This window comes from Pseudomonas sp. FSL L8-0168 (assembly GCF_037976155.1).
In the GTDB taxonomy this organism is placed as follows: domain Bacteria; phylum Pseudomonadota; class Gammaproteobacteria; order Pseudomonadales; family Pseudomonadaceae; genus Aquipseudomonas; species Aquipseudomonas paracarnis.
The window spans coordinates 5,499,292-5,522,182 of the sequence record NZ_CP150262.1 but is presented as its reverse complement, the minus strand read 5'-3'; the positions used below and the strand labels follow the sequence as shown (position 1 = coordinate 5,522,182).

Here is a 22,891-nt window from a genome sequence, read left to right as displayed (position 1 = left end):
GTTCGCCATGCAACAAACAAAATGTGGGAGCTGGCTTGCCTGCGAAAGCGGTGGTTCAGTTGAATATTCAGTGACTGACACGCCGCCTTCGCGGGCAAGCCCGCTCCCACATTAGGTCAGCGTCGGCTTCATGCTTGCTGCTCAGCCTGCCCGCCCAGACGACGTAGTCTTCCACGCGGAATTAGTCGCACCCACTCATCAATAGGCGATATCCCTTTGATAAGAAAAAACGTCTGCTGCATCTATAGTCCGTTTCACCTAGAGAAATAGGACGTTTCCCATCTTTTCACGAAGTGTCTGGATCACCTCTTACTCGCCCATCAACCTCAAGCTCTCCTCCTCAATAAACCCAAACACCTCATCCGCCACGCTGTATTGAAACTGCTTACGCCGATGCTTGGAAAGCTTCCCACCGTTATCCAGGCACATCATCACCAGCTTCGACAAATCACTGCCACGCACGTCGTAGCGTTGGTTCACTGCTTTGATCACTTGGTCATAACGGTCGAGGAGTTCGGTTTCTTCGCGCAGTTCCACTTCCAGGGCTCGGCGGGCCATTTGCAGGGTGAATTCGACGCAGCGGGTCGCATCCCAGTAGCGATAGATCGAGGGGTGGCCGATGAAGTCGAACGCCATGTGGTCCGCATCCAGCCAGGTGACGTTCCAGAACTCACGGGTTGGCTGGGAAAAGGTTTTCAGCGCTTGCAGGTAGGCTTGTTCTTCATGCTTCATGGCGACAGAAACCGGTAGCAGCAAACCATTTTCCAGTGCGCCGTAGTGGCAAAGCGTCTGGTGAATCAGGAAGCGAGACAGGCGCCCATTACCGTCCATGAACGGGTGCAGGAAGACGAAACCGAAAGCGGTGACCGCGGCCGCAACCAAAGGATCGACGTCTCGTACGGGCTGGTTGGCGAAGGCCATCAGCTCTTCCATCGATTCCTGGCAAAGCGCGGGGGTTGGCGGTACGTAGCTCACACCGGCTGCGCCGCGCAGCCCGTTATGCAGATGGTTCTGTTCGTGGCGAAACGCGACGGCTTTGTCGAAGGGGTTGGAGACTGTGCTGTTTTGCAGCTCGACCAAGTAGTCTTCGGTGAGCAAACGGCCTTCGTGGGCCTGGCGCAGGAGTTGAACGAGGCGACGAGATTTTTCTTCGCTGGGTTGTTCTTTTTCGATGGCAAATGAATCGCGGGTTTCGTGCAGGTAAGCCCACTGGATGGCGCGGTCCATCATTTCGGGAGGGAGGGTGCGATAACCTTTAGATCGAGCGCCTCACACAGATGAGCGTATCCGACTGTTGGCAGGGCAAGCTTTTCCAGAAAAAATTCACTTAAGCGATTAAAGCCCAGTTTTTTTTACCGCTCACCATTTTTTTTACATACTCGCATTTCTTGGGATATTTTTTTACACCCCTCGCCCACCCCGCAACATCAAATTCAACTCATCCACCACCACCGCCCAATCCGCATCCTCCAGAATCTCTTCACGCAAAAATGTCTTCTGGGCGTCGCTCCAAAAAAACGCATCCGCCAGTTTCAACTCCGGCTTGAGCGGCGAATGAGAGGCGACAAATTGCTCAATGCTGACCGGGTCGTCCGGCAGGCCAAGCTGTTTGAACAAAGCCGGCAAGCTGTGCAGTGGCGATTCCATGAAAGGCTCCTCATAAGTAGGTTCAAGTGAGTCTAGCGGCAGCCTTCAGGTTGCGGCGCCGGTGCGTTGCATAGCACGAACAACCGCGCCCTGGCGCCACCGCCGTCCTGGCGACTGAGCTCGCGCCAGCCGTTGGGCAGTGGCGCGAATTCATCTGGGGCTTCGTTGCTGCTGATCAACCATACCCGCCGCGTTTGAGCAGGCAGTGCTGAGAGGCGGTCCAGATAGATGCGGCCACCGTCCTGGTCCACCAGTGTGCCGAAACCATAGGCGTTCGGGCGCGTCGCGGTGCCGTCGGGTTTGGGCGGTGTGAAGAGCTGCAGTTGCGCGTCGGTCTGGTCGTAATACACGTAGCTGAGGTACCACATCATGTCACTCAGGACGATGCGGTCGCCTTCCTGGTAGTTGCGATTGACGAACTCCACCGGCACGTTGAACTGGTCGTGCTCATCCACTTCGAAGTTGTTCTTTAGCCCCAACAGTTCTACGCCAACAAACAGTGCGAACAACGCCACGCCCAGCCAGCACAAACGGAGCGGCAAACGGTCGATGGCAAGCGCCAGGACTATCGGCAGGCCTAACGCATACACCGTGAGGTAGCGCTCGATAAACACGGGCGAGATAAAGGACACGCCATAGACCAGCAGCAGCGGCAGCAGGCAAAACAGTGCCGGCAGGCGCGCCGCGTGGTTGCGCCAGGCCGTCGATACAACCACCCCGGCGAGCAGCAGGGGGAACAGCCAGAACAGCGGCGGCCACAGGCCGAGACCGTCATCCTGCAACAGGAACTGCCAGACCATCGATGGCAGCGACAGTAGATTGACCGGCTCTTCCCAACCAATGTCGCCGCCGACTTTGAGCTGTTCGACGTGCTGCACCAAATCCAGCAGGTTGGGTAGCCAGGGCAGATACAACAACACTATCGCTACGTTAGCGACCCACCAGGCAGGTCGCGTGATCAGGCGTTGAGCTGGCGCCTGCAATCCCAGGTACGCCCAATGCACCAGCACGCACAGCGCGGTGAAGTAGTGGGTATAGAACGCGGCGCTCATTAACAGCACATACACAGCCAAATAACGCACGCGCTCGGGCTGCTTCACCCAGTACACCAGGGCCAGCGTGGCGCCCAGTAGCCACACGCCCAGCAGCGAATACATGCGCACTTCCTGGCTGTAGCGCACTGCGGTCGGCAGCAGCGCCAACAGGATCCCCGCCAGCACGGCTGCGCGTCGGGTGGACAGTTGCCGTGTCAGCCAGATGCCCAGGCCCACGACGGCCACGCCGGGGATTGCACTCAGGCTGCGAATTGAGCCGATGCTGTCGCCGAATACTTCGATCCAACCGCGCAGCAGCAAGAAATACAGCGGTGGGTGCACATCATGGGCCGCGTGAAACCACAGGTCGGCCAGGGCGTATTCGCTCAGTAACAGGCTTGAGCCTTCGTCGCCCCAGATCGCCGCCGAGGTGAGGTGGTAAAACCGCAGGGCCATGGCCAGCGCCAGGATCGGCACCCACCACAGACGGCTGAGCCAGCCGGCACCTTCCCAGGTCGAGCGATGCAAGGCAGGCAATGCCCCAACTGTTTCGTTTTGCTCTACCACAGACCGACGCACCTCAAATTCTCCCGGCATGACCCTGCTTGCCTATGCGCAAACACCGCCACTCTAGGCCAAAAGCCCTGGCCTCGCCGCTGGAATCGGACAAATCAGCAATTTGTGTAGGCCTTCACCGAAGCACTCGTCGGATCAGGCTATTATTGCCCCTTCTCCAAGGACTCAGGATCAAGGAAACGTTATGCGCATCGGTTTGCTGTCACCTCTGGCCCTGGCCCTGTTGGCCGGTTTTTCCCTACCGGCCCAGGCCAGCTCTGACGACTCGTGTTACCCCGATTGGCGGGTATCGCGTGACAGCTACGAGCCGTGCAGCAACCAGCCGTTTCTCAGCCCTGGCAACGACAGCCGGGTGAACCTGCGTCTGTTGCTGGCCGACAAAAAAGCTGCGCCCCTGGCTCCGAATGCCTTGGGCGAAGACGATTTGGCGCAAGGCTTTGGCCCGGTGCCGTTTCCGGTGTACCGCCTGGTGCCGGTTCCGGCCACGAATGAGGAGCCTGACAACAAGGCTGACGATTCACGCACAGCCGAACTCGACACGCTGCTCCAGCCCCTGGGCATCAAGCGCGAGGAGTACAAGACCGCAGGCCAGGCCTTCCTGAATGGCGAAGGCAGCCGTTGCCGCAGCAATGACGATGACAGCGCCACGGCGTTTATCAGCCAGGTGATCAAGGCCCAGATGCCGCCCGCCGAGCGCGATGTGTTGGTAAAAGCACGCCTGCAGCTGCTGACCACCTGTGACTGGAGCCGCCAGGTCGTGGACGCGCAGTTGACCCCCTCGGCCAACGCCCAGTTGTTTCGCACCTATTTGCAGGCCGCCGGCGACTTCTACAGCGGGCGCTTCGATTACGCCGAGCGCGGGTTCGCCGCCGCCGCCACCAGCGATGTGCCGTGGCTGAAGGAAACGGCGCTGTACATGACTGCGCGTACTTCACTGAATCAGGCCCAGGCCGAAGCCTTCGACGAATACGGCATGCCGCAACGCGAGCATGTGGATAAGTCGGCCTTGAGCGATGCCGAAGAAGGTTTTCTCAGTTACCTGAAACATTATCCACAGGGCGATTACGTTGCATCGGCCCGTGGCCTGTTGCGCCGTGTGCACTGGCTGGCGAACGACGACGCCAGGCTTGCCGAAGACTTCACTTGGCAGTTCACCGAGGCCACTGAGGCCCAGCGCAATGTGAGCGTGGACGAACTGGTGGAAGAGGCCGACCTCAAGTTGCTGATGGTCGGCAATAAAGCGGCGAACAGCCCGATGCTGCAAGTGGTCAGCGACCTGATGGCGATGCGCGCCCACACCCCGCCGCTGTTGAGCCGTGAAGACCTGGATAAGCAAAAGAGCACCTTCGCCAGTGAGCCGGCGCTTTTTGACTTCCTGCAAGCCAGCTATGCCCTGTACGTCGAACACCAACCCGACGCGGCCTTGAAGCACCTGCCGGCGGATGTGCCGTCGAGCCTGGATTACTTCGCCTTCAGCCAACAGACCCTGCGCGCCCTGGCTCTGGAAGCCAAGCAGGACTGGAAGGCCGCCGAAGCCCTGTGGCTGCAACTGCTGCCGCTGGCCAAGCAACCGCTGCAACGTGACCAGCTCGAGCTGGCATTGGCCATGAACTACGAGCGCAGCGGCCAATTGGCCAAGGTGTTCGCCGCCGACTCACCGATCAGCGCCAAGCAAGTGCGCTACATCCTGCTGCGTAACGTCGCAGGCCCCGACCTGCTGCGCCAGCAGATCGCCAACGCAAGCGACCCGACCGAGCGTCAGAGCGCGCAATTCGTGCTCCTCTACAAAGACCTGCTGCGCGGCCAGTACGCCACCTTCGCCGATGACCTCAAGCAGGCCTCGTTCTCTGACGACAAACTCGGCACCAGCCTGGGCTACACCTATACCAGTGGCCAGACCTTGAAGCTGTTCCAATGGAACGGAGACAAGGCCGAATCCGGCTACGCCTGCCCAAGCATCGCGCAAATCGCGGCGACCTTGCAGAACGAGGCCAAAAACCCGCATGCGTTGAACTGCTTCGGTGAGTTCATCCTGCGCAACGGCCTGGACGGCATGCCGTTGGAACAACCCCGCGCCGCCGGCAGCCTGGGCAGTACCGCCTCGGACTTCAAGGGTGAAACCTTCTCGCGCCTGGACGGCTACAAACAGGTGATCGCCAACGCCAAGGCGCCGAAAACCGACAAGGCTTATGCGCTGTTCCGCGCCATCAACTGCTACGCGCCGGCCGGCTACAACAGCTGCGGCGGCGAAGACGTGGCGCCGGCGGTGCGCAAAGCCTGGTTCCGCCAACTCAAGAGCGGTTTTGCCGATACCCAGTGGGGCAAATCGCTGCAGTACTACTGGTGAAGCCGCTGTGGCTGGGCTTGCTGTTGCTGGCAAGCCCGGCTTTTGGTGCCGTGGACGCCCGCGACTATGACGCCTTTTGGCTGTGGAGTGGCGTCGAGCCTCAGCCGGTGATCAAGCAGGCAAAAACCTTGTACATCCTGCAAGGCCAGATCAACTCCACTCGTCGCGCGCCCCAGCGCGGCGTGCAATTGATCGCCCAGGGCATGAGCGTGCCGCGTATTACTCAAGGCCACGTCTGGGTGGTGTACCGCGCCCACACCTTGCGCTGGCCGGAACGGGTCTACACCCAGGTGCTGGGCCAGGTGCAACGCTGGCGTGACGCCGGCAACCCGGTGATCGGCATCCAGATCGACTTCGACGCCCGCACCCAATATCTGCACGAATACGCCGATTTTCTGCGCGACCTGCGCCAGCGCCTGCCTGCCGACCTGCGGTTGAGCATCACCGGCCTGATGGACTGGAGCAGCAACGCCGACCCGGCCGCTATCGCCCAACTCAAGGGCGTGGTGGATGAAGTGGTGGTGCAGACGTATCAAGGGCGTCACAGCATCCCTGACTATGCCGCGTATTTGCCGCGGATGAATCGGCTGGGCGTGCCGTTCAAGATTGGCTTGATTCAGGGCGGGGAGTGGCAAGAGCCGGGGTATCTGGGGGCCGATGAGTGGTTTCGGGGGTATGTGGTGTTTTTGCAAAACCTTTGATTCTTCCAACCCTGCAAAAAGCCGGCCTCGAGCCGGTTTTTTGCAGGTGGCCTTAGAGGCTTGGATGATATAAGTTACCTTTATTGCTTTAAAGGGTGATATATCATGCAAGAAACAGCGAAGCCCTACCCGCACAAAGGGTACATCTCTGAGAGAAGCGCTGAGCTGATGAGAGGTATCGGGAACGGTATCGAAATAGCCCGCATTCGTCGCCGGTTGAAAATTTCCACCATATGCAGCCGCGCGGGCATTACGCGGCAGACGTATCAGCGGCTGAGGCAGGGCGAGGCCGGCGTATCCCTCGGCGTGCTGATGAATGTGCTTAGCGCGATGGACTTGGAAGAAGGTATGGCGAGCATTGCGTCACCAGAACTTGACCAGGTTGGGATTACCATGAGCCTCGCCCGTGAGCCTGAGCGCATTCGCACTGAAGGAGAACACGATGTCCTGGAAGCCGATTGGTAATGCCTTTGTTTTTTCAGCTCACTTAGTCGGTGACCCGGTCCCTGTTGGCGAAGTGGCCATGCATGGGAATGGATTCGTTTTTCGCTACGCCAACAGTTGGCTCGCGCGGCCCGACGCATTTGCGATTGACCCGCGTCGACGCGGTTGAAAGTGCCGTTTCCTATTACAGGATCGCAGACGTTTTGAAGAAGGTCAGCGACGATGCAACGTTTGATATGCGTGAGCTTTACAAGCGCATGGCCTTCAATGTGCTCATCGGCAATAGCGACGACCACCTGAAACAAACCGGGCTGCTGCTGACCAGCGCCTCGGGCTATTCCCTTGCGCCAGTATTTGACGTGTTGCCCCACCCTACCCAACTAGGCTTGCAGGCGCTCATCATCGGCAATGAAGGCCGGGTATCGTCTGTCAGTAATTTGCTGAGTACGCCTGAACGCTTTGGGTTGGGGGCGGATGAAGCAAGGTCCATCGTCACGGATATGTATGCCGTCGTGCGAGAAGCCTCCGGCTTTTTCGAAGCGGCAGGCTGTAGCGGTGCCGAGGTACGCATGCTTTCCAATGTGTGTACACGATTTGCAGCGGACCTGGTGTAGGGCGGCAACAGAGCGCACCCTTGAAGGGTGCGCGCCGCAGCAAATATCACCTAAACGCTAAGTTACCAATCGTACGTCAGGCTCGACACCACCGTGCGTCCTTCCCCGTAGTAGCAATCCAAATCACTGGTGCACTGCGAGACGTAGGTCTTGTTGCTGAGGTTCTGCACGTTCATCGCCAGTTTCACGCCCTTGAGCTTGAGCGGCGAGGCGCCCAGGTCGTAGCTCAGGCTTGCATCGTAGACGCTGTAGGACGGCACATTAAAAGCGCCTTCGTAGTCGTCGCCCAGGCTTTGACGGGCATAACGCACGCCCAAGCCCGCGCCCAACCCTGCCAAGGGCGTGTCGCCGAGCACGGTGTAGTTGACCCACATCGAGGCGGTGAGTGGGGAGATGCCGGCCGGGTGGCGACCTTGGCGGCCATCGTTGTCCTTGGTGTATTTGACGTCATTGCGCGCAGCCGAGGCGACCACGTCCCAGGCATCGCTCAAGACGGCCTTGGCTTCCAGTTCAACACCTCGCGAGCGCAGGGCGCCGCTTTGGGTGCTGAAGGTGGTATCCACCGGGTTGGTGGTCAGCACGTTTTCCTGGTCCAGTTGGTACACAGAAGCCTGGATGAAGCTCTTCTGGCCCGGTGGCTGGAACTTCACGCCGACTTCGTACTGTTTGCCGGTGGAGGGTTCGAAGGGTTTTCGGTTCGCATCAGTGCCGGCCAGCGGCAGGAAGGATTCCGAATAGCTGACGAAGGGCGACAAGCCGTTATCGAACAGGTACACCAGGCCCGCACGGCCGGTGAACGCCTGGTCTTTGCTGGCAAAGCGGGTGTCCTGTATCGGCTCCTTGTTCACCACATTCGCCCAGTCATAGCGGCCACCGAGTACCAGTACCCATTTATCCAATTTGATCTGGTCCTGCAGATACAGGCCGGTCTGGGTGATGGTGCGATCCCAGCGGTACGGTTGGCCGAAGTTCAAGGGCTGGCCGTACACCGGTTTGAACAGGTCAATGATCGGCGGGTTGCGGTCGTACAGGCCATGGAACTGCGAGTTGGAATGGTAGTAGTCCAGGCCAACGATGAAGGTGTGGGACAGCGCGCCCGTGTCAAATTCGGCCTGGGCGATACTGTCCACGCCGAACACTTTGTTGGTCTGCGACCAGTCCACGCCGAAGCGTTGCAGGTAACGCTGGTCTTGCACGCCGGTGTTTGGGTTGGCGACGAAACGGTAGCCGTGCAAGGGCGCGGTGTAGCGGTCGTCGACCTCGGCGTAACGGGCGTTTTGCTTAAGGGTCCAGATGTCGTTGAGGCGATGGGAAACTTCGTAACCCAGCACGTATTGCTCGCGGTTGTACTGGTTGACGCCCGGCTCGCCGATAAACACATCGCGCTTGATCTTGCCGTTGGGGTTGTCCCACAGCGTGCCGGACGCCGGCAGGCCTTGGGCTTCGGGCACGCCTTTATCTTTCTGGTATTGGGCGAACAGGGTCAGGCTGGTGTCGTCGTTGGGGCGCCAGGTGAGGCTGGGGGCGATGAACTGGCGCTTGTTTTCGACGTAATTGATTTCGTCTTGCGCGTCATTCGCCAGGCCGGTCAGGCGGTAGAGAAACTGGCCCTCCTCGTCCAGCGGGCCGCTCAGGTCGATGGCCGCGCTTTTGTGTTCGTAGGTACCGGCTTCCAGTACCACTTGGTGTATCGGGGTTTCGCTGGGGCGCTTGCTGACCATATTGACGATGCCGCCCGGCTGGTTCTGGCCGTAAAGCACTGACGCCGGGCCTTTGAGCACTTCGATGCGTTCCAGGGAATACGGCTCGATCTGCAACGCACCGCCTGTGCTGCCGCCGCCGTAGGGCAAGTGCAAGCCGTCAAGATACAACGGCGTAGGCGAGAAGCCGCGTGACGTCGGCTCATCGAACAATTTGACCCGGTCGGCAAAACCGCCGGCGCTCATGCCTGGGGTGTAGAGCAACGCCTGGGTGACACTCTGGGCGCCGCGTGCCTTGATCTCGGCGGCGGTGATCACGTTGATGGTCTGGGGGATTTCCACCAGCGCCGAGTCAGTCTTGCTGCCCGAGGCGCTGCGCTTGGCGACAATACCGTCCACCGGACCCCAGGCGCTTTCCTGCGCCTGCCGGCCGCTGATCTGGGTCGCGCCCAACTGCAAGGCTCCGTCGCCGGAAAGGGCCTGCAACGACCAACCGCCCTGGGACTGCACAGCCGCCAAACCGCTGCCCGCCAGCAAGCGCTGCAACCCCGACCCTACGCCATAACGCCCTTTCAAGCCGGCGCTGCGCTTGCCGTCGGTGAGCGAAGCGTCAACCGACAGCAGGATGCCTGAGGCACTGGCGAAACGGTTCAACGCCTGGTCGAGGCTGCCCGCAGGGATGTCATAGCTGCGCAGCGCTTCGGTGCTTTCTTCGGCTTGAACCATGCTCGGCAGTACAGAAGCCGTTGCCAGCAGGCCGGCAAACAGGCCACGACGCAGCGCGCGGGCCAAAGGTTGGATTGGGTGGTGCGACATGGCAGGACTCCCCGTGAGAACGCTTCTTGATTGGCTTTCAAGAGGTATCCCGAACGGGCCGCAAAAACCGACAAGCCCTGTACAAAGTATTTTCAGATCCGCGCCTTGATCGTTACCCAATAACGGGTCACCGCCTGCACGTGCACGGGCAACGAACGCTCCAAGGCGGCCAGGATCGCGTCGGTGTCGTTCAGCGGGAACACGCCGGTCAACAGCAGGTTCGACACCGCCTGATCACAGCGCAACAGGCCCGGGCGGTAGCGACTCAGTTGCGCCACGAACTCACCCAACGGCTGACGTTCGGCAACCAGACGATGCTCGGTCCAACTGCTGGCATTGGCGCTCACTGCCGGCAACGCGGTGCTTTGACGCGCGTTGAACCACAGGCTGTCCCCTGCCTGCATATGCACCGGCGCACCCTGCAACGGCGTGACCCGCAGGCAACCTTCATACAAATCCACACGGCTGCCGTCGGGCAATTCACGTACCGCAAAGCGCGTGCCCAACGCCTGTACATCACCGGCAGGCGTTTCGACGATCAGCGGGCGCGAGGCATCGTGGCCGCTGGTCAGCAAGACCTCGCCTCGGATCAGCCGAATACGTCGTTCGGTAGCGCTGAAACGCAGGTCTACGGCGCTGTCACTGTTGAGGTCCAGTTGCGTGCCGTCGCTCAAGGTCATATGGCGAATTTCGCCCGTGGCGGTACGCAGCTCTGCAAAGGCCGCTCGCCAGGGTTCGCTGCGTTGCACCAGGTAGCCGCTGCCACCGGCCACCAACAGCAGGCCGAGCAGTTTGAGCGCGGCCCGACGCTGGGTATCCGGGGTGTCGCGCAATACCGCGCGAGCGCTGTCGGCAGGTACACCGCCCAGGGTGTGTTGCAGCTGCTGCAAGCGCTGCCAGGCGCGGCGGTGTTCCGGGTCAGCGGCCTGCCAGCGGGCAAACGCCTGGCGCTGCTCGCCCTTGAGCTCGCCGCCCCATTGCAGCATCAACCACTCGCTGGCTTGCTCGACAATCGCGGGGGCGATGGGCGCGTCGTGCTTCATTCTTCGTACACCACCTGGTAGCAGGCGACGATGGCGCGGGTCATGTACTTCTGCACCGAGCTGACGGTGACGCCCAGGCGTTCGGCGATTTGCGCATAGCTCAAGCCTTCGAACTGCGAAAGTAAAAACGCACGGCGTACATTGTCGGGCATGCGGTCGAGCATGGCGTCGATCTGCATCAGGGTTTCGAGGATCAGCGCGCGGGTTTCCAGGGAAGGCGACTCGGGCTCGGGCAGGTGCGCGATGCTTTCCAGGTACGCACGTTCGATGCGCAGGCGGCGCCATTGGTCGATCACCAGGTTACGGGCGATCTGCGCCAAATAGCTGCGGCTTTCCTTGTCACCCGGGAAACGCCCGGCCACCAGCAGGCGCAGGAAGGTGTCCTGCGCCACATCGGCGGCCTGCTCACGGTCGCCCAGGCGCTTGCGCAACCAGCCTTGCAGCCAGCCGTGATGGTCACGGTACAGGATGTGAAGCTGTTGCTGGCCGTCAGTCGCGATGCCCATGAAAAGCTCAGAAGTGTTATTGAGAGCAATTATCATTACATCTTATTTGACGACTGACAAAAACTCTTTCTCACTCAGCGCCCAGCGGCCTGCAACGGATACACCGACTCCCACCCTCCTCCCAACGCTTTGTACAGCCCGACCATGGCCAATGACACGCCGGTGGAGCTCTCTACCCACTGCTCCTGAGTCGCCAACAACGCACTCTGCACGGTGAGTACGTTGACGAAATCCGCCACGCCTTCGACGTACTGGTGTTGGGCGGTGGTCAGCGCAATTTGGTTCTGGCGCACGGCTTCCGCGAGGCTGTCGCGGCGCAGTTGGCTGGCGTTGTAGCGGGTCAGTTGGTCGTCGATTTCATGCCAGGCACGCAGCACGGTTTGCTGGTAGGCCAGGGCCGCTTCCTGTTGCTGGGCTTCGCGTAAATCCACCATGCCTTGCAGGCGCCCGCCGTTGAACAGCGGCAGGCTCAACTGCGGGCCGAAGGCAAAGGCACGGGAACCCCAGGAGCCGAAATCCGAGAGCTGCATGGCTTGGGAGCCGAGGCTGCCAGACAGGGTGATGCGCGGGTAGAAGTCGCCCTTGGCCACGCCGATGCTGGCAGTGGCAGCGTGCAGGCGGGCTTCGGCTTGGCGGATGTCGGGGCGACGCTCGGCGAGTTCCGATGGCAGGCCGATCGCGACCTGGCGTTGGGTTTGCGGCACGGGAGCGTCTTTGGACAACTGCGCGTGCAAGGCCTGCGGCGGCTCGCCCATCAGCAGGCTAAGGGCGTTGATCAATTGGTCCTGGCGCTGTTGTAAATCCGGCAGGCGCGCTTCGATAGCCGCGACCTGGGCGGCGGCTTCGGCCACATCCAGGTCGGTGGCCACGCCGTCGGCCAACCGCAATTGCGAGAGCTTGAGGCTGTGGCGCGCAACATCAAGGTTTTGCTCGGTGACGGCACGGGTGTTTTGGACGCCGCGCAGTTGGATATAGTCCTGGGCAGTCTCGGCCAGCACCGATAACAACACGGCGCGACGGTCGTTTTCGGCAACTTCCAGCGTGGCGTCGGCTGCTTCGGTTTCACGCTTGACCCGGCCCCAGAAATCCAGCTCCCAAGAGGCCGAGAAGCCCATGTCCCATTGGTTGAAGGCTGCGCGGCCATTCTCGCCGGAGGGGTCGTTCAAGCCTTTGCCACTGTTACGTTTGCGCTGGTAGCCGCCGCCCGCATCGACATTCGGGTAGCGCTCGGCGGTGGTTACCTGACGTACCGCGCGGCTCTGTTGCAGGCGGCTGCTGGCCAACTTCAGGTCGAGGTTATCGCTGAGGGCGCGGCGTGTCAGGGCTGAGAGCTGCGCGTCGTGGAACACGTCCCACCAGCGCTCCTGCAAGGGATCGCTGACGGCACGGCTGGCAGCTTGTCGGCCCTGAGGTTCGCTCCATTGATTGATCTGCGGGCTCTCGGGCCGCTGGAAGTCGGGACCGACCGTGCAGGCACTCAGGGTGATCAGGCTCAAGGTGAGCCAGGCAACGTGTTTCATTGCTGGGCCACCTCACGCTGCTGCTCGACGGGTCGGGTATCGACGCTGGCTTCTACCGACATGCCCACGCGCAGGCGCTCAGTCAATGGCTGGTTCGGCTCAAGCACGATCTTCACCGGAATACGCTGCACCACCTTGGTGAAGTTGCCGGTGGCGTTGTCGGGTTTGACCGAGGCGAAGGTCACTCCCGTGGCTGGCGCAAGGCTTTCCAGATGGCCTTTGAGCAGTTCGCCGTCAAGGCTGTCGACGCTGACTTGCACCGCTTGCCCCGCGTGCATATGCGACAGTTGGGTCTCTTGGAAATTGGCCACCACATAGGCTTCAGAAAGCGGCACGACCGCAAGGATCTTGCTGCCCGGTGTCACGTAGGCGCCGACCCGCACCGCACGCTCACCGACCATGCCATCCACCGGTGCGACAATGCGCGTGTAAGACAGCTGATAACTGGCCATTTCCAGCGCGGCCTGGGCGCGTTTGAGTCCACCTTCGGCGGCGTCACGCTGGGCGGTGAGGATTTCCACCTGCTTGCGTTCGGCGGCCAGCACGGCGGTGGATTTAGCCAGGCGCGCAGTAGCCTGGTCGATGCGCGTCTTGGCTTGCTGGGCGTTCTGCACGGTGCCCGCACCGACGCCGGCAAGGTGGTTGTAGCGGTTCAGTTCGTGTTCGGCAAAGGCCACTTCGGCGCGATCTGCTGCCACGGTGGCCTGGGCCTGGGCGATCACCGAGCTTTGGCGCTCCAGGGTCGCGCTGGCGTTTTTCAGCTGGGCCTGGGCGACCAGGGTGTCGGCATCGGCGGCCTGGGCGGCGGCGCGAAAATCGCGGTCGTCGATCAACGCCAACAGTTGCCCGGCTTTGACACGCTGGTTGTCTTCCACCAGCACTTCCTTGATAAAGCCGGCAACGCGGGGAGCGACCAGGGTGAAATCCGCCGCGACGAAGGCGTCGTTGGTGGTCTGGTGCTTGCTGCCCAGTACGCCCGGCGCAACCAGGTAAACCAGCACACCGACGGCAAATACGGCGATAACGGAGACGGCAATTTTATCTTTGCGTTTCATGGAAAGTCCTTGTGGTCAGGCCGGAGCGCGAGGCGGAAAGATCCGCGTGGGCATCCAGAAAATCAGAAGGATCAACGCCACCGCGACACCGGCCATGACGACGTAAAGATCCGAAGAGGTCAGCACCACGGTCTGCTCGTGCAAGCGTTGGGCGAGGCCCGGCGCGTCAGCGTCGGCAAGGGGCGAATTGCCCAGGCGGTCTACTAACATGGTTGAATGGAAATGCCCGCGCTGGGTGGTCAATGTATCCAGCACCGCAGTGGCGATCACAGCGGCCAGGCCCTTGACGGTGTTGAACCAGGCCGAGGCAAACGGCCCTTCGATGGGTTGGATACTGCCGGTGGACAGCATCAGCAGCGGCAGCACGGCCATGGGCTGACCGAAAATCTGCAGCAGGTACCAGCCATAAAAGTCGTCACGAATCCACGCCGAGGTCAGGTGGGAACTGCCGAGGCAGCACAGCACCAACATACTCAGGCCAATGCCCAGCACCCAGCGGCAATCGACCCAGCGCAGGTTGCACAGCGCCGCCACCAGCGGCAGCGCGATCAACTGCGGCAACGCCATCAGCAGCATCACCGGTGCGGTCTGCAGCGGCCGGTAGCCCTGAACCTGAGCGAGGAAACTGGACGGGATGATGATCACCGAGGTCAGCACCATCAGCACGCCGGCCAGCACGATCAAGGCAAACGCCAGGTTGCGCAGGCCGAGCATCTGCAAGTTGAAGAAGGGCAGTGGCTGTGACCATTCGTTGAGCATGAACAGCGCCAGCAACACTGTGCCGCCACACAGCAGGAAGGTAATCAGGCCCGACTCGAACCAGTCCAGGCGATTGCCTTGCAACAGGCCGATCACCAGCATGCAAATCGCCGGGAAGCCCAACAGCAAACCACGCCAGTTGAACTGCTTGAAGCGCTCCAGGCGCAGTGGGTCTTGTGGCAAACCGTAGGCCACGGCCGCCATGGCCAGCAGGCACGGCGCGACGATCTGCCAGAACGCCCACTGCCAGCCGACGTATTCGGTCCACAACGCCGCCAGCGGCGTGCCCAGGCTGGGGCCGAAGGTGGCGGTCAGTGCGTAACCGGCCAGGCCATACAGCTTGACGTTGGCCGGCAGGAAACGCAGTGCCACGGTCATCAGCATCGGCGGCAGCGCGCCACCGGCCAGACCTTGCACGGTACGCAGCAGCAGCAGGCTTTCGTAGTTGGGTGCGAACGGGCAGAGGATGCCCAGCACGGTGAACAAGCCGATGGCGCACAGCGTGAAACGGCGCAGGGAAAACGTCACCGAACACCACGGCGCAAACGCCATGGCTGCCACGGAAGTGGCGGTGTAGGCGGCGACCAGCCAGGTGCCTTCATCAAAGCCGATGTATAGCGCACCACGGATATCGGCGAGGGCGACCTTGGTGACCATTTCGTTGAGACCGGAGACCAGTACCGCCAGCAATACGCCGAGCAAGCCGATGATGATGCGCGGGCCGAATACGGGTGGGCTCAGAGCCGTAGGTTTGGCTGCGGCCTGGAGGACGGGGGCAGCGAGGGACGTCATGAACAGGTAACTCGGAATAAGAAATACCCGAGCAGTTTAATCAGGCACTCTCATGACAAAAAGTTACTTGTTAGCAGGTTATAAGTGCGTCAGACGCAACTTTGAACATCAACACTGAACCCTGTGGGAGCTGGCTTGCCTGCGATTGCGGCCTGACAGATGAAAATGTGTTGTCTGACGCGCCGCTATCGCAGGCAAGCCAGCTCCCACATTGATTGCGTTCGCTTTATACCGGCTGGGCTTCTAGCCAGGTGGCATGACAGCTCTCGCGCATGGTTTCGCGCAGCCACTTATGGGCCGGGTCTTTGTCGAAGCGTGGGTGCCAGGATTGGGCCAGAACCAGGGTTTGCAGTGGAATCGGCAAGGCAAATGCGCGCAGTGGCAGGTTCAGACGCTTGGCGCTCAGGAGGGCTTCCTTGGGTACCGGCAACAGCAGGTCGGAATCGGGCAGCATGAACATCGCACCGTGAAAGCCTGGGGCGATCATGGCCACACGGCGCTCCAGGCCTTGAGCATTCAACGCTGTATCGATGGGCCCACGGGCGATGCCACGCCGGGAGATACTGATGTGGGAATAGCTGGCAAAGCGTGCCGCCGTGATTTCTTCGTCGAACAACGGGTGGTCTTGCCGCGCCAGACCGACAAAGGTGGTGGAGAACAGGTTCTGCACCTTCACTTCCGGGCTGGCCGGCATGGTGTTGCTCACCCGCAAGTCCAACCGCCCTTCGCGCAGGGCTTCATCGTCAGTGTCGCCTTCGGGCACAAAGCGCAGCTCACACAGCGGCGCCACACGCTCCATGGTGTCGAACAGTCGCCCGCCATACACGCCGATGAAAAAGTCATTGGCGCGCACGCTGAAACGACGGCGCAAGGTGCTCAAATCGACTTGGTCCGCCGAACGGAACAACAACGCAGCCTGCTCCACCACATTGCGCACCTGGCCTTGCAGCTCGAGCGCCTTGGGCGTCGGCACCAGGCCACGGCCGGCACGCACCAGGATCGGGTCACCGACCGCTTCACGGATACGCGTGAGGGTGCGGCTCATGGCGGCCGGGCTGAGGTTCATCCGCCGCGCGGCGCCCACCACACTGCCCTCGTCGAGCAACGCGTCGAGGGCGACCAACAGGTTCATGTCCGGTAGTTGCATGCCAAGCACTCGTGGTTCGTTGGGAGTGAACTGGGCGCAATCCTAGCAGGCTTTATCGGGTTAGAAAGGCGCGTCACCCTGAATGGTGGTGCGGAACAATTTGCGCCGCAGGTGGCTTGGGCACCCGGCGGCCAGGTGGATCAGCGAGCGGTTGTCCCAGAACACCAGGTCGTGGGGCTGCCACTGGTGGCGGTAGATGTTTTCCGGCAGCACGCTATGGGCGTAGAGCTGGGCCAGCAGGTCACGGCTTTCATCATCGGGCAGGCCGACGATACGGGTGGTGAAGCCCTCGCTGACGAACAGCGCCTTGCGGCCGTTTTCCGGGTGGGTGCGCACCACCGGATGCACCACTTCGGCAACCTGGGCGAGCTGTTCCGGGGTGAGGGTTGGGCGCCAGTTGCCTTCGAATTTGGTTTCGCTGTAGCGCGCCGTGTAGGAATGCGCGGCGCTGCGGCCTTCGACGGCGTTGCGCAGGTGGCCTGGCAAGTGCTCCCAGGCTTTGTGCATATCGGCGAACAGGGTGTCGCCGCCTTCAGATGGCAGTTCCTGGGCATGCAGCATCGAACCCAGGCTGGGCAGTTCTTTGTATGACAGGTCCGAATGCCAGAACTTGCCCGCATCCCCCAGGCCGATGGATTGGCCATTCTCGATGATATTGGAGACGATCAGGATCTCGGGGTGGTTGGCCAACAGGAACTGTTTGAGCACATGGATCTGCAACACGCCGAAACGGCGGCTGAAGGCGATCTGTTGTTCGGGGGTGATGCGTTGGTCGCGGAACACGATGACGTGATGCTCCAAGTGTGCGCGGTGGATGCGGGCGAAGTCCTGCTCGTTGACTGGACGGGATAAGTCCAGGCCGATGATCTCGGCGCCGACGCTGCCGGGGAACGGGTGGATGTCGAAGCTTTGGAGGGCGGTGGTGGCAGACATTTGATTCATTCCCGGCGGACAGGGGAGTGAATTTATAGGTATAACAACCGGACTTTAAATACCGTTAGAGCATATTGATATGGCGTTTTGAGGTAGACATTTTATACGCGGTGACGCTGATGGCCCTTTCGCGAGCAAGCCCGCTCCCACATTTGGAATGCATTCCAAGGTGGGAGCGGGCTTGCTCGCGAAGGCGTCAGTACCAGCGATAAAAATCAACGCTCGTGCAACGCCTCGGCCCGCGCCTTGATGATCGGTTTTAGCAGATAGCTGAGGATGCTTTTCTTGCCGGTGATGATATCCACCGAAGCAACCATGCCGGGGATGATCAGCAGCGGCTTCTCATCGGTGCCCAAGTGGCTGCGGTCGGTGCGCAGAGTGATCATGTAGTAGGTGGTCTTCTTGTCTTCATCAGTGATGGTGTCGGCGCCGATGCGTTCGAGCTTGGCCTTCAGGCCACCGTAGACCGTGTAGTCGTAAGCGGTGAACTTGACCACCGCTTCCTGCCCTGGGTGCAGGAAGGCGATGTCTTGCGGGCGGATCTTGGCTTCTACCAGCAGGGTGTCGTCCAGCGGCACGATTTCGACCATGTCGCTGCCCGGCTGGATCACACCGCCAACGGTGTTGACCAGCAACTGCTTGACGATCCCGCGCACGGGCGACGTGACCAGGGTGCGGCTGACCCGGTCTTCCAGCGCGCGGCCGGTGGACTCGGCCTTGTTCAGTTCTGTACGGGCTTCGTTGAGTTGGGTCAGGGCTTCGCTGCGGAATTTGCCGCGGGTTTCATCGATCTTGCGTTGCACTTCCTTGATCGCCGATTCAGCACGCGGGATCGCTAGAGTGGTAGCGTCCAACTGTCCGCGGGTTTCCATTTCGGCGCGCTTGAGGCGCAGCACTTCTACCGGCGACACCGCGCCCTGGGCCACCAGCGGCTCGGACATGTTGATTTCCTGGCGTTGCAGGGACAACTGGCTGCGGTATTGGCCCTGCTTGGAAGTGAACTCGCGCAGTTCCTGTTGGCGCTGTACCAGTTGTTCCTGCAAACCGCCCACTTCATCCTTCAACTGTTGACGGCGGCTTTCATACAAGGAGCGCTCGTTGGCGGCCTGGCTCGGCGCGGCCTTTAACACCTCGTCAGGGATGTTCAGCGGACGGTCATCCACCTGCGCGCTCAAACGCTCGACGCGCAGTTGCATGGCCAGGCGCAGGGCTTCGGTTTCCCCGGCGTTGGAGACAAACCGCGTGTCGTCGAGACGAATCAACGGCGCGCCGGCCTCTACGATCTGGCCTTCCTTGACGTACAACTCGGCGACGATACCGCCTTCCAGGTTCTGGATTTTCTGCAACTTGGACGACGGAATCGCCTTGCCGTCGCCACGGGTCACTTCGTCTATCTGGGAGAAACCGGCCCACACCACCAGGAATACAAAGAACGCGATGATCGCCCAGATGGTCAGGCGGATGACCCGTGGCGCATCTTCGATCAGCGCCTTGTTGACCTCGGGCAGCGGCTGGCCCTGCAGCGAATCGGAGCCTTTGAAGTAGCGGCCGACCGCACTCTTGATGGAGTTAAGCAACACTGATCTGCCCCTTCTTCAACGCTTCCATGACCACGGCTTTCGGGCCGTCCGCGAGAATCTGCCCACGGTCGACCACCAGCAGGCGATCAACCAGGGAGAGCAGTGAGGCTCGGTGCGTGACCAGCACCACGGTTTTGTTTTGCACCACGGCTTGCAGGCGTTGCTTCAAGCGTTCTTCACCGGTGTTGTCCATGGCGCTGGTGGGTTCGTCCAGCAGCAGCATGGGCGGGTTGAGCAGCAGCGCACGGGCCAGGGCAACGTTCTGGCGCTGGCCGCCGGACAGGTTCTGCCCACGCTCGCCGACTTGCAGTTCGTAGCCTTGGGGATGCAGACGGGCAAATTCGTGCACGCCGGCCAGTTCGGCAGCTTGCAAAACCATTTCATCCTCGACGTAGCGCGCACCGCTGACCAGGTTGTCACGCAGGGTGCCGGCCAGCAATTGAATATCTTGGGCGACATAGCCGATGTTGTGGCGCAGCTCGCTCACGTCGATCTGGCGCACGTCCACGCCGTCCACCAGCAAGGAGCCGGAGTCGGGTTGGTAAAGGCCGACGATCAACTTGGCCAGGGAGCTTTTGCCCGAGCCGCTGCGGCCGATGATGCCGATTTTCTCCCCTGGCTTGATCACCAGGTTGATGTTCTTCAGCGCCAGGTTCTGCTGGTTCGGGTAAGTGAAGTTCAGGCCCCGGCACTCGATGGCGCCTTGCAGGGTGCGACGGCTCATGGGGCGCTCTTCGAAGTTGCGCTCCTGGGGCAGCTCCATCATCTGGTCCACCGAGGTCATGGTGACCTTGGCTTGCTGGTAGCGCGTCAGCAGGCCCGACAGCGAGGCCAACGGGCTCAAGGCGCGGCCACTGAGCATGTAGCAGGCAATCAGGCCGCCCATGCTGAGGTTGCCGTCGATGATCTGGTACACGCCGAACACGATCATGATCACGCCGGCCAGTTGCTGGATCAGCAGGGTCATGTTCATCGACAGGCCCGACAGCAACTTCACCCGCAGCTCAAGCCGGCTAAGGGTGCCGATGGTCTGCTCCCAGCCATACTGGCGCTCGCTTTCGGCATTGTTGACCTTGACCGCATCGAGCCCGGCGAGGGTTTCGATCAGGCTCGACTGGCGCTCGGCGGCCAGCGCCATCGTGCGTTCCATGGTCGCGACCAGGGGCTTCTGCAAGGCGTAGCCGATGCCCAGGGCGAGCGGGAACGCCAACACTGGAATCCACACCAGGTGCCCGCCGAGAATGGCGATGACCAGGAAGATCAGCAGCGTAAACGGCAGGTCGATCAGGCTGGTGAGGGTCAGCGACGCGAGGAAGTCGCGCAGGCTTTGAAACTCGTGGATGTTCTGCGCGAAGCTGCCGACCCGCGCCGGGCGGTATTTCATGGACATGCCGACGATGCGCTCGAACAGCGTGGCCGAGATGATCAGGTCGGTTTTTTTACCGGCCAGGTCCAGGCACAGGCTGCGCAGGCTCTTGAGGATCAGGTCGAACAGGTAGGCACCACAGATACCCACGGCCAGCACCCACAGGGTGGCGGTGGCCTGGTTCGGCACGACGCGGTCGTACACGTTCATCACGAACAGCGGCGCGGCCATGGCGATGATGTTGATCAGGAAGCTGGCGGCGATGGCGTCGGTGTAGAGCCAGCGTGAACGCATGAGGGTGTCACGGAACCACGAGCGTGCCCGCGGAATCAGGCTGCCGTGGTTGACGTCGAACTTGTGCTGCGGTTGTGCAAAGAAGACTTTGCCGATGTAGTCGTCGGCCAGTGCTTCGCGCTTGATCAGCACTTCACCGCCGTCGCTTTCGCTGAGCAGGATCCGCGCTTGATCTTCGCCCTCCCAGCCCACCAGCACGGTACTGCGACCGTCCTTGAGCAACAGCAGCGCCGGCAGTGCAATGGTCGGGATCTGTTCCAGCTTGCGTTGCAGCAGCCGGCCTTGCAACCCGGCCCGCGCAGCGGCACGCGATAGCAACTCGGCACTCAACCGTTGCGAAGGCAGCGGCAGGCCGGTGGTGAGCATGGCCGCACTGGCCGGTTTTTGATGCAGGGCGCAGAGCGCCAACAACCCGTCGAGTAACGGGTCGTCGTGCAGTGCGCGTGGATCATGACTGAGATGAACTCGACTGACTTCAGGTTCCACGCGGGCACTCTCGACTAACAGATGGGGCTATTGGGGTGGCTCAATTCATCCCAGGCAGTTGGACTTTAGGTTTCACGTCGTTCTGCACGACGGAGGCCATTGGTGCAACCACTCCCTGGCTCTTGAGCAATTCGCCCATGGTCGCCTTGATTCGGTACTGAGTAAATAACTGAATGTTCTTGATTTCTTCCAGGCGGCGGGAAGCGGTGAACAATTCATTTTCGCTGTCGAGCAAATCCAACAGGGTACGTTGACCAAGGCTGAACTGTTGCTGGTAGGACGTACGTACGCGAGTGCTGTGATCCACGTACTGCTGGGCAACCGGCAATTGCGCGTTGGCGTTGTTCAGGGCGTTCCAAGCCAAGCCTAGCTCTTCATTGAGTTGGCGCAAGGCGTTGTTGCGAATGTCCAACGCCTGGTTGGCCTGGTAGGACTTCGATTGCAGGTCGGCCTTGTTGCTGCCACCGGCGAACAGGTTGAAGCGCATGCGCACCATGGCTTCCCAGCCATTGCTGTGGTTGGGGTCACCGGAGACGTTGTTGTCGGCGTTGGTGCCCAGCTCAGCGTCAAAGCGTGGGTAGAAGGTGGATTTGGCGGCGTCGTACTGCTTCTCGGCGGCAGAGATATCCGACTCGGCCGAACGCAGTACCGGGCTGTTGTCGAGCATCTGGCGACGGGCTTCATTCAGGTCTGCCGGCAGCATGGCCATGAACGGGGCCGGACGCTCGAGTTCGTCGGGCATCTGGCCGACGGCGCTGAGGTAGTTGACCTGCGCATCGGCCAGGTTGGTCTGCTCGGTGATCAAGTTGTTACGGGCCTGGGCCAGGCGGGCTTCAGCCTGGTCCTGGTCGGCACCGTTGCCGACGCCGCGCTCGGTGCGCAACTTGATCTGGTCGTAGATGCGCTCGTGGTTGCGCAGGTTGTCTTCGGCCAGGCGTACGAACTCACGGCGGGTCAATACTTCCAGGTAAACCTGGGCAACGGTCAGCGCAGTGCGCTCGGAAGTCCCCAGCAAGGAGTAAGCGCGGGAATTAACGTTGGCTTGTTGACGCCCGACTTCGCTGGAGGTAGCAAAACCGTCAAAAATCATTTGCTGCAGGCGCAGGCTGGATTCGCCGCGATTGAGCGTGTCCCAGTGATTGCCGCCAGGGTTGTTGGCGCGGGTGGTGGCGTTGTCGGTTCCTTGGCGGCCGTATCCGGCGTTCAGATCGACACGCGGCAGGTAGCCACCTTGTGCGGCGCGCAATTGGTAATCGGCGGCGATGCGGCTGTTAACACCCGCCTGGATTTCCGGGTGTACATCCAATGCCTGTTGCATGGCTTGGGGCAGTGTCTGGGCTTGTACGAAACTGGCGGCGAGAGCGAACGGTATTGCCTTGAACAGGTGCAGACGCATTTAAAATTTCCCCAAGACTTCTTGTCTTAAATCACAGCGATTAGCACCGCTGCGTCGGATAATGGCTACCGTAATGACCGTACGTCGGAAAGTTCGAAAAGCGGAACTGCTTCACACATGTAGGACGGTTCGCCG

The 22,891-nt window shown here is 61.0% G+C and carries 17 protein-coding genes and 1 pseudogene; 4 read left to right on the top strand and 14 right to left on the bottom strand.

Annotated features, from left to right (window positions below):
- Positions 1 to 309: 309 nt before the first annotated feature.
- From MHH62_RS25365 to MHH62_RS25355, 3 genes and pseudogenes are all read right to left on the bottom strand, one after another.
- Positions 310 to 1,245 (bottom strand): annotated as a pseudogene (locus tag MHH62_RS25365) (Fic family protein); the annotation flags it as partial.
- A 156-nt stretch (positions 1,246 to 1,401) separates the two neighbouring features.
- Positions 1,402 to 1,647 carry a DUF2789 domain-containing protein gene (locus tag MHH62_RS25360; RefSeq protein WP_014716383.1) on the bottom strand — a complete coding sequence of 82 codons (246 nt, stop codon included), beginning with the start codon at positions 1,645 to 1,647 and terminating at the stop codon, positions 1,402 to 1,404.
- Between the two features lie 32 nt (positions 1,648 to 1,679).
- Positions 1,680 to 3,260, bottom strand: coding sequence for a glycosyltransferase family 39 protein (locus MHH62_RS25355; protein ID WP_339232102.1), 1,581 nt, complete (start codon positions 3,258 to 3,260; stop codon positions 1,680 to 1,682).
- Positions 3,261 to 3,441: 181 nt separating this feature from the next.
- On the opposite strand from MHH62_RS25355, the gene MHH62_RS25350 reads away from it, so the two are divergent.
- The 4 genes from MHH62_RS25350 (at position 3,442) to MHH62_RS25335 (ending at position 7,363) form a co-directional block, all read left to right on the top strand.
- Positions 3,442 to 5,604, top strand: a complete 2,163-nt coding sequence (locus MHH62_RS25350; RefSeq protein ID WP_336827197.1) for an outer membrane assembly lipoprotein YfiO — start codon at positions 3,442 to 3,444, stop codon at positions 5,602 to 5,604.
- Positions 5,601 to 6,305 carry a DUF3142 domain-containing protein gene (locus tag MHH62_RS25345; RefSeq protein WP_038448399.1) on the top strand — a complete coding sequence of 235 codons (705 nt, stop codon included), beginning with the start codon at positions 5,601 to 5,603 and terminating at the stop codon, positions 6,303 to 6,305. The genes MHH62_RS25350 and MHH62_RS25345 overlap by 4 nt, the downstream gene beginning before the upstream one ends.
- 105 nt (positions 6,306 to 6,410) lie before the next feature.
- Positions 6,411 to 6,770, top strand: coding sequence for a helix-turn-helix transcriptional regulator (locus tag MHH62_RS25340; protein WP_014716379.1), 360 nt, complete (start codon positions 6,411 to 6,413; stop codon positions 6,768 to 6,770).
- A gap of 68 nt (positions 6,771 to 6,838) precedes the next feature.
- On the top strand, positions 6,839 to 7,363 hold the full coding sequence (locus MHH62_RS25335; protein WP_239688365.1) for a HipA domain-containing protein: 525 nt from the start codon (positions 6,839 to 6,841) through the stop codon (positions 7,361 to 7,363).
- 62 nt (positions 7,364 to 7,425) lie between these two features.
- Here MHH62_RS25335 and MHH62_RS25330 read toward each other — a convergent pair whose 3' ends face one another.
- From MHH62_RS25330 to MHH62_RS25280, 11 genes are all read right to left on the bottom strand, one after another.
- Positions 7,426 to 9,879, bottom strand: a complete 2,454-nt coding sequence (locus tag MHH62_RS25330; protein ID WP_339232100.1) for a TonB-dependent siderophore receptor — start codon at positions 9,877 to 9,879, stop codon at positions 7,426 to 7,428.
- 92 nt (positions 9,880 to 9,971) lie between these two features.
- On the bottom strand, positions 9,972 to 10,922 hold the full coding sequence (locus MHH62_RS25325) for a FecR domain-containing protein (RefSeq protein ID WP_014716376.1): 951 nt from the start codon (positions 10,920 to 10,922) through the stop codon (positions 9,972 to 9,974).
- On the bottom strand, positions 10,919 to 11,428 hold the full coding sequence (locus MHH62_RS25320) for a sigma-70 family RNA polymerase sigma factor (RefSeq protein WP_019819531.1): 510 nt from the start codon (positions 11,426 to 11,428) through the stop codon (positions 10,919 to 10,921). The genes MHH62_RS25325 and MHH62_RS25320 overlap by 4 nt, the downstream gene beginning before the upstream one ends.
- 74 nt (positions 11,429 to 11,502) lie before the next feature.
- The gene (locus tag MHH62_RS25315; RefSeq protein ID WP_014716374.1) at positions 11,503 to 12,948 is read right to left on the bottom strand and encodes an efflux transporter outer membrane subunit; all 1,446 of its coding nucleotides are present in this window, start codon (positions 12,946 to 12,948) and stop codon (positions 11,503 to 11,505) included.
- On the bottom strand, positions 12,945 to 14,003 hold the full coding sequence (locus tag MHH62_RS25310) for an HlyD family secretion protein (protein ID WP_014716373.1): 1,059 nt from the start codon (positions 14,001 to 14,003) through the stop codon (positions 12,945 to 12,947). Before MHH62_RS25310 ends, MHH62_RS25315 begins: the two co-directional genes overlap by 4 nt.
- 15 nt (positions 14,004 to 14,018) lie before the next feature.
- On the bottom strand, positions 14,019 to 15,554 hold the full coding sequence (locus MHH62_RS25305) for an MFS transporter (RefSeq protein ID WP_236466536.1): 1,536 nt from the start codon (positions 15,552 to 15,554) through the stop codon (positions 14,019 to 14,021).
- Between the two features lie 226 nt (positions 15,555 to 15,780).
- On the bottom strand, positions 15,781 to 16,701 hold the full coding sequence (locus tag MHH62_RS25300; RefSeq protein ID WP_003187445.1) for a LysR family transcriptional regulator: 921 nt from the start codon (positions 16,699 to 16,701) through the stop codon (positions 15,781 to 15,783).
- Positions 16,702 to 16,761: 60 nt separating this feature from the next.
- Positions 16,762 to 17,634 (bottom strand): TauD/TfdA family dioxygenase, encoded by an 873-nt coding sequence (locus MHH62_RS25295; protein WP_339232098.1) that lies wholly within the window; start codon positions 17,632 to 17,634, stop codon positions 16,762 to 16,764.
- Positions 17,635 to 17,849: 215 nt separating this feature from the next.
- Positions 17,850 to 19,214, bottom strand: a complete 1,365-nt coding sequence (locus MHH62_RS25290) for an HlyD family type I secretion periplasmic adaptor subunit (protein WP_014716369.1) — start codon at positions 19,212 to 19,214, stop codon at positions 17,850 to 17,852.
- Positions 19,204 to 21,360 (bottom strand): type I secretion system permease/ATPase, encoded by a 2,157-nt coding sequence (locus tag MHH62_RS25285; protein WP_019819525.1) that lies wholly within the window; start codon positions 21,358 to 21,360, stop codon positions 19,204 to 19,206. The genes MHH62_RS25290 and MHH62_RS25285 overlap by 11 nt, the downstream gene beginning before the upstream one ends.
- 40 nt (positions 21,361 to 21,400) lie before the next feature.
- Entirely contained in the window at positions 21,401 to 22,756 is a 1,356-nt protein-coding gene (locus tag MHH62_RS25280; RefSeq protein WP_014716368.1) for a TolC family outer membrane protein, read from the bottom strand.
- Between the last annotated feature and the right edge of the window lie 135 nt (positions 22,757 to 22,891).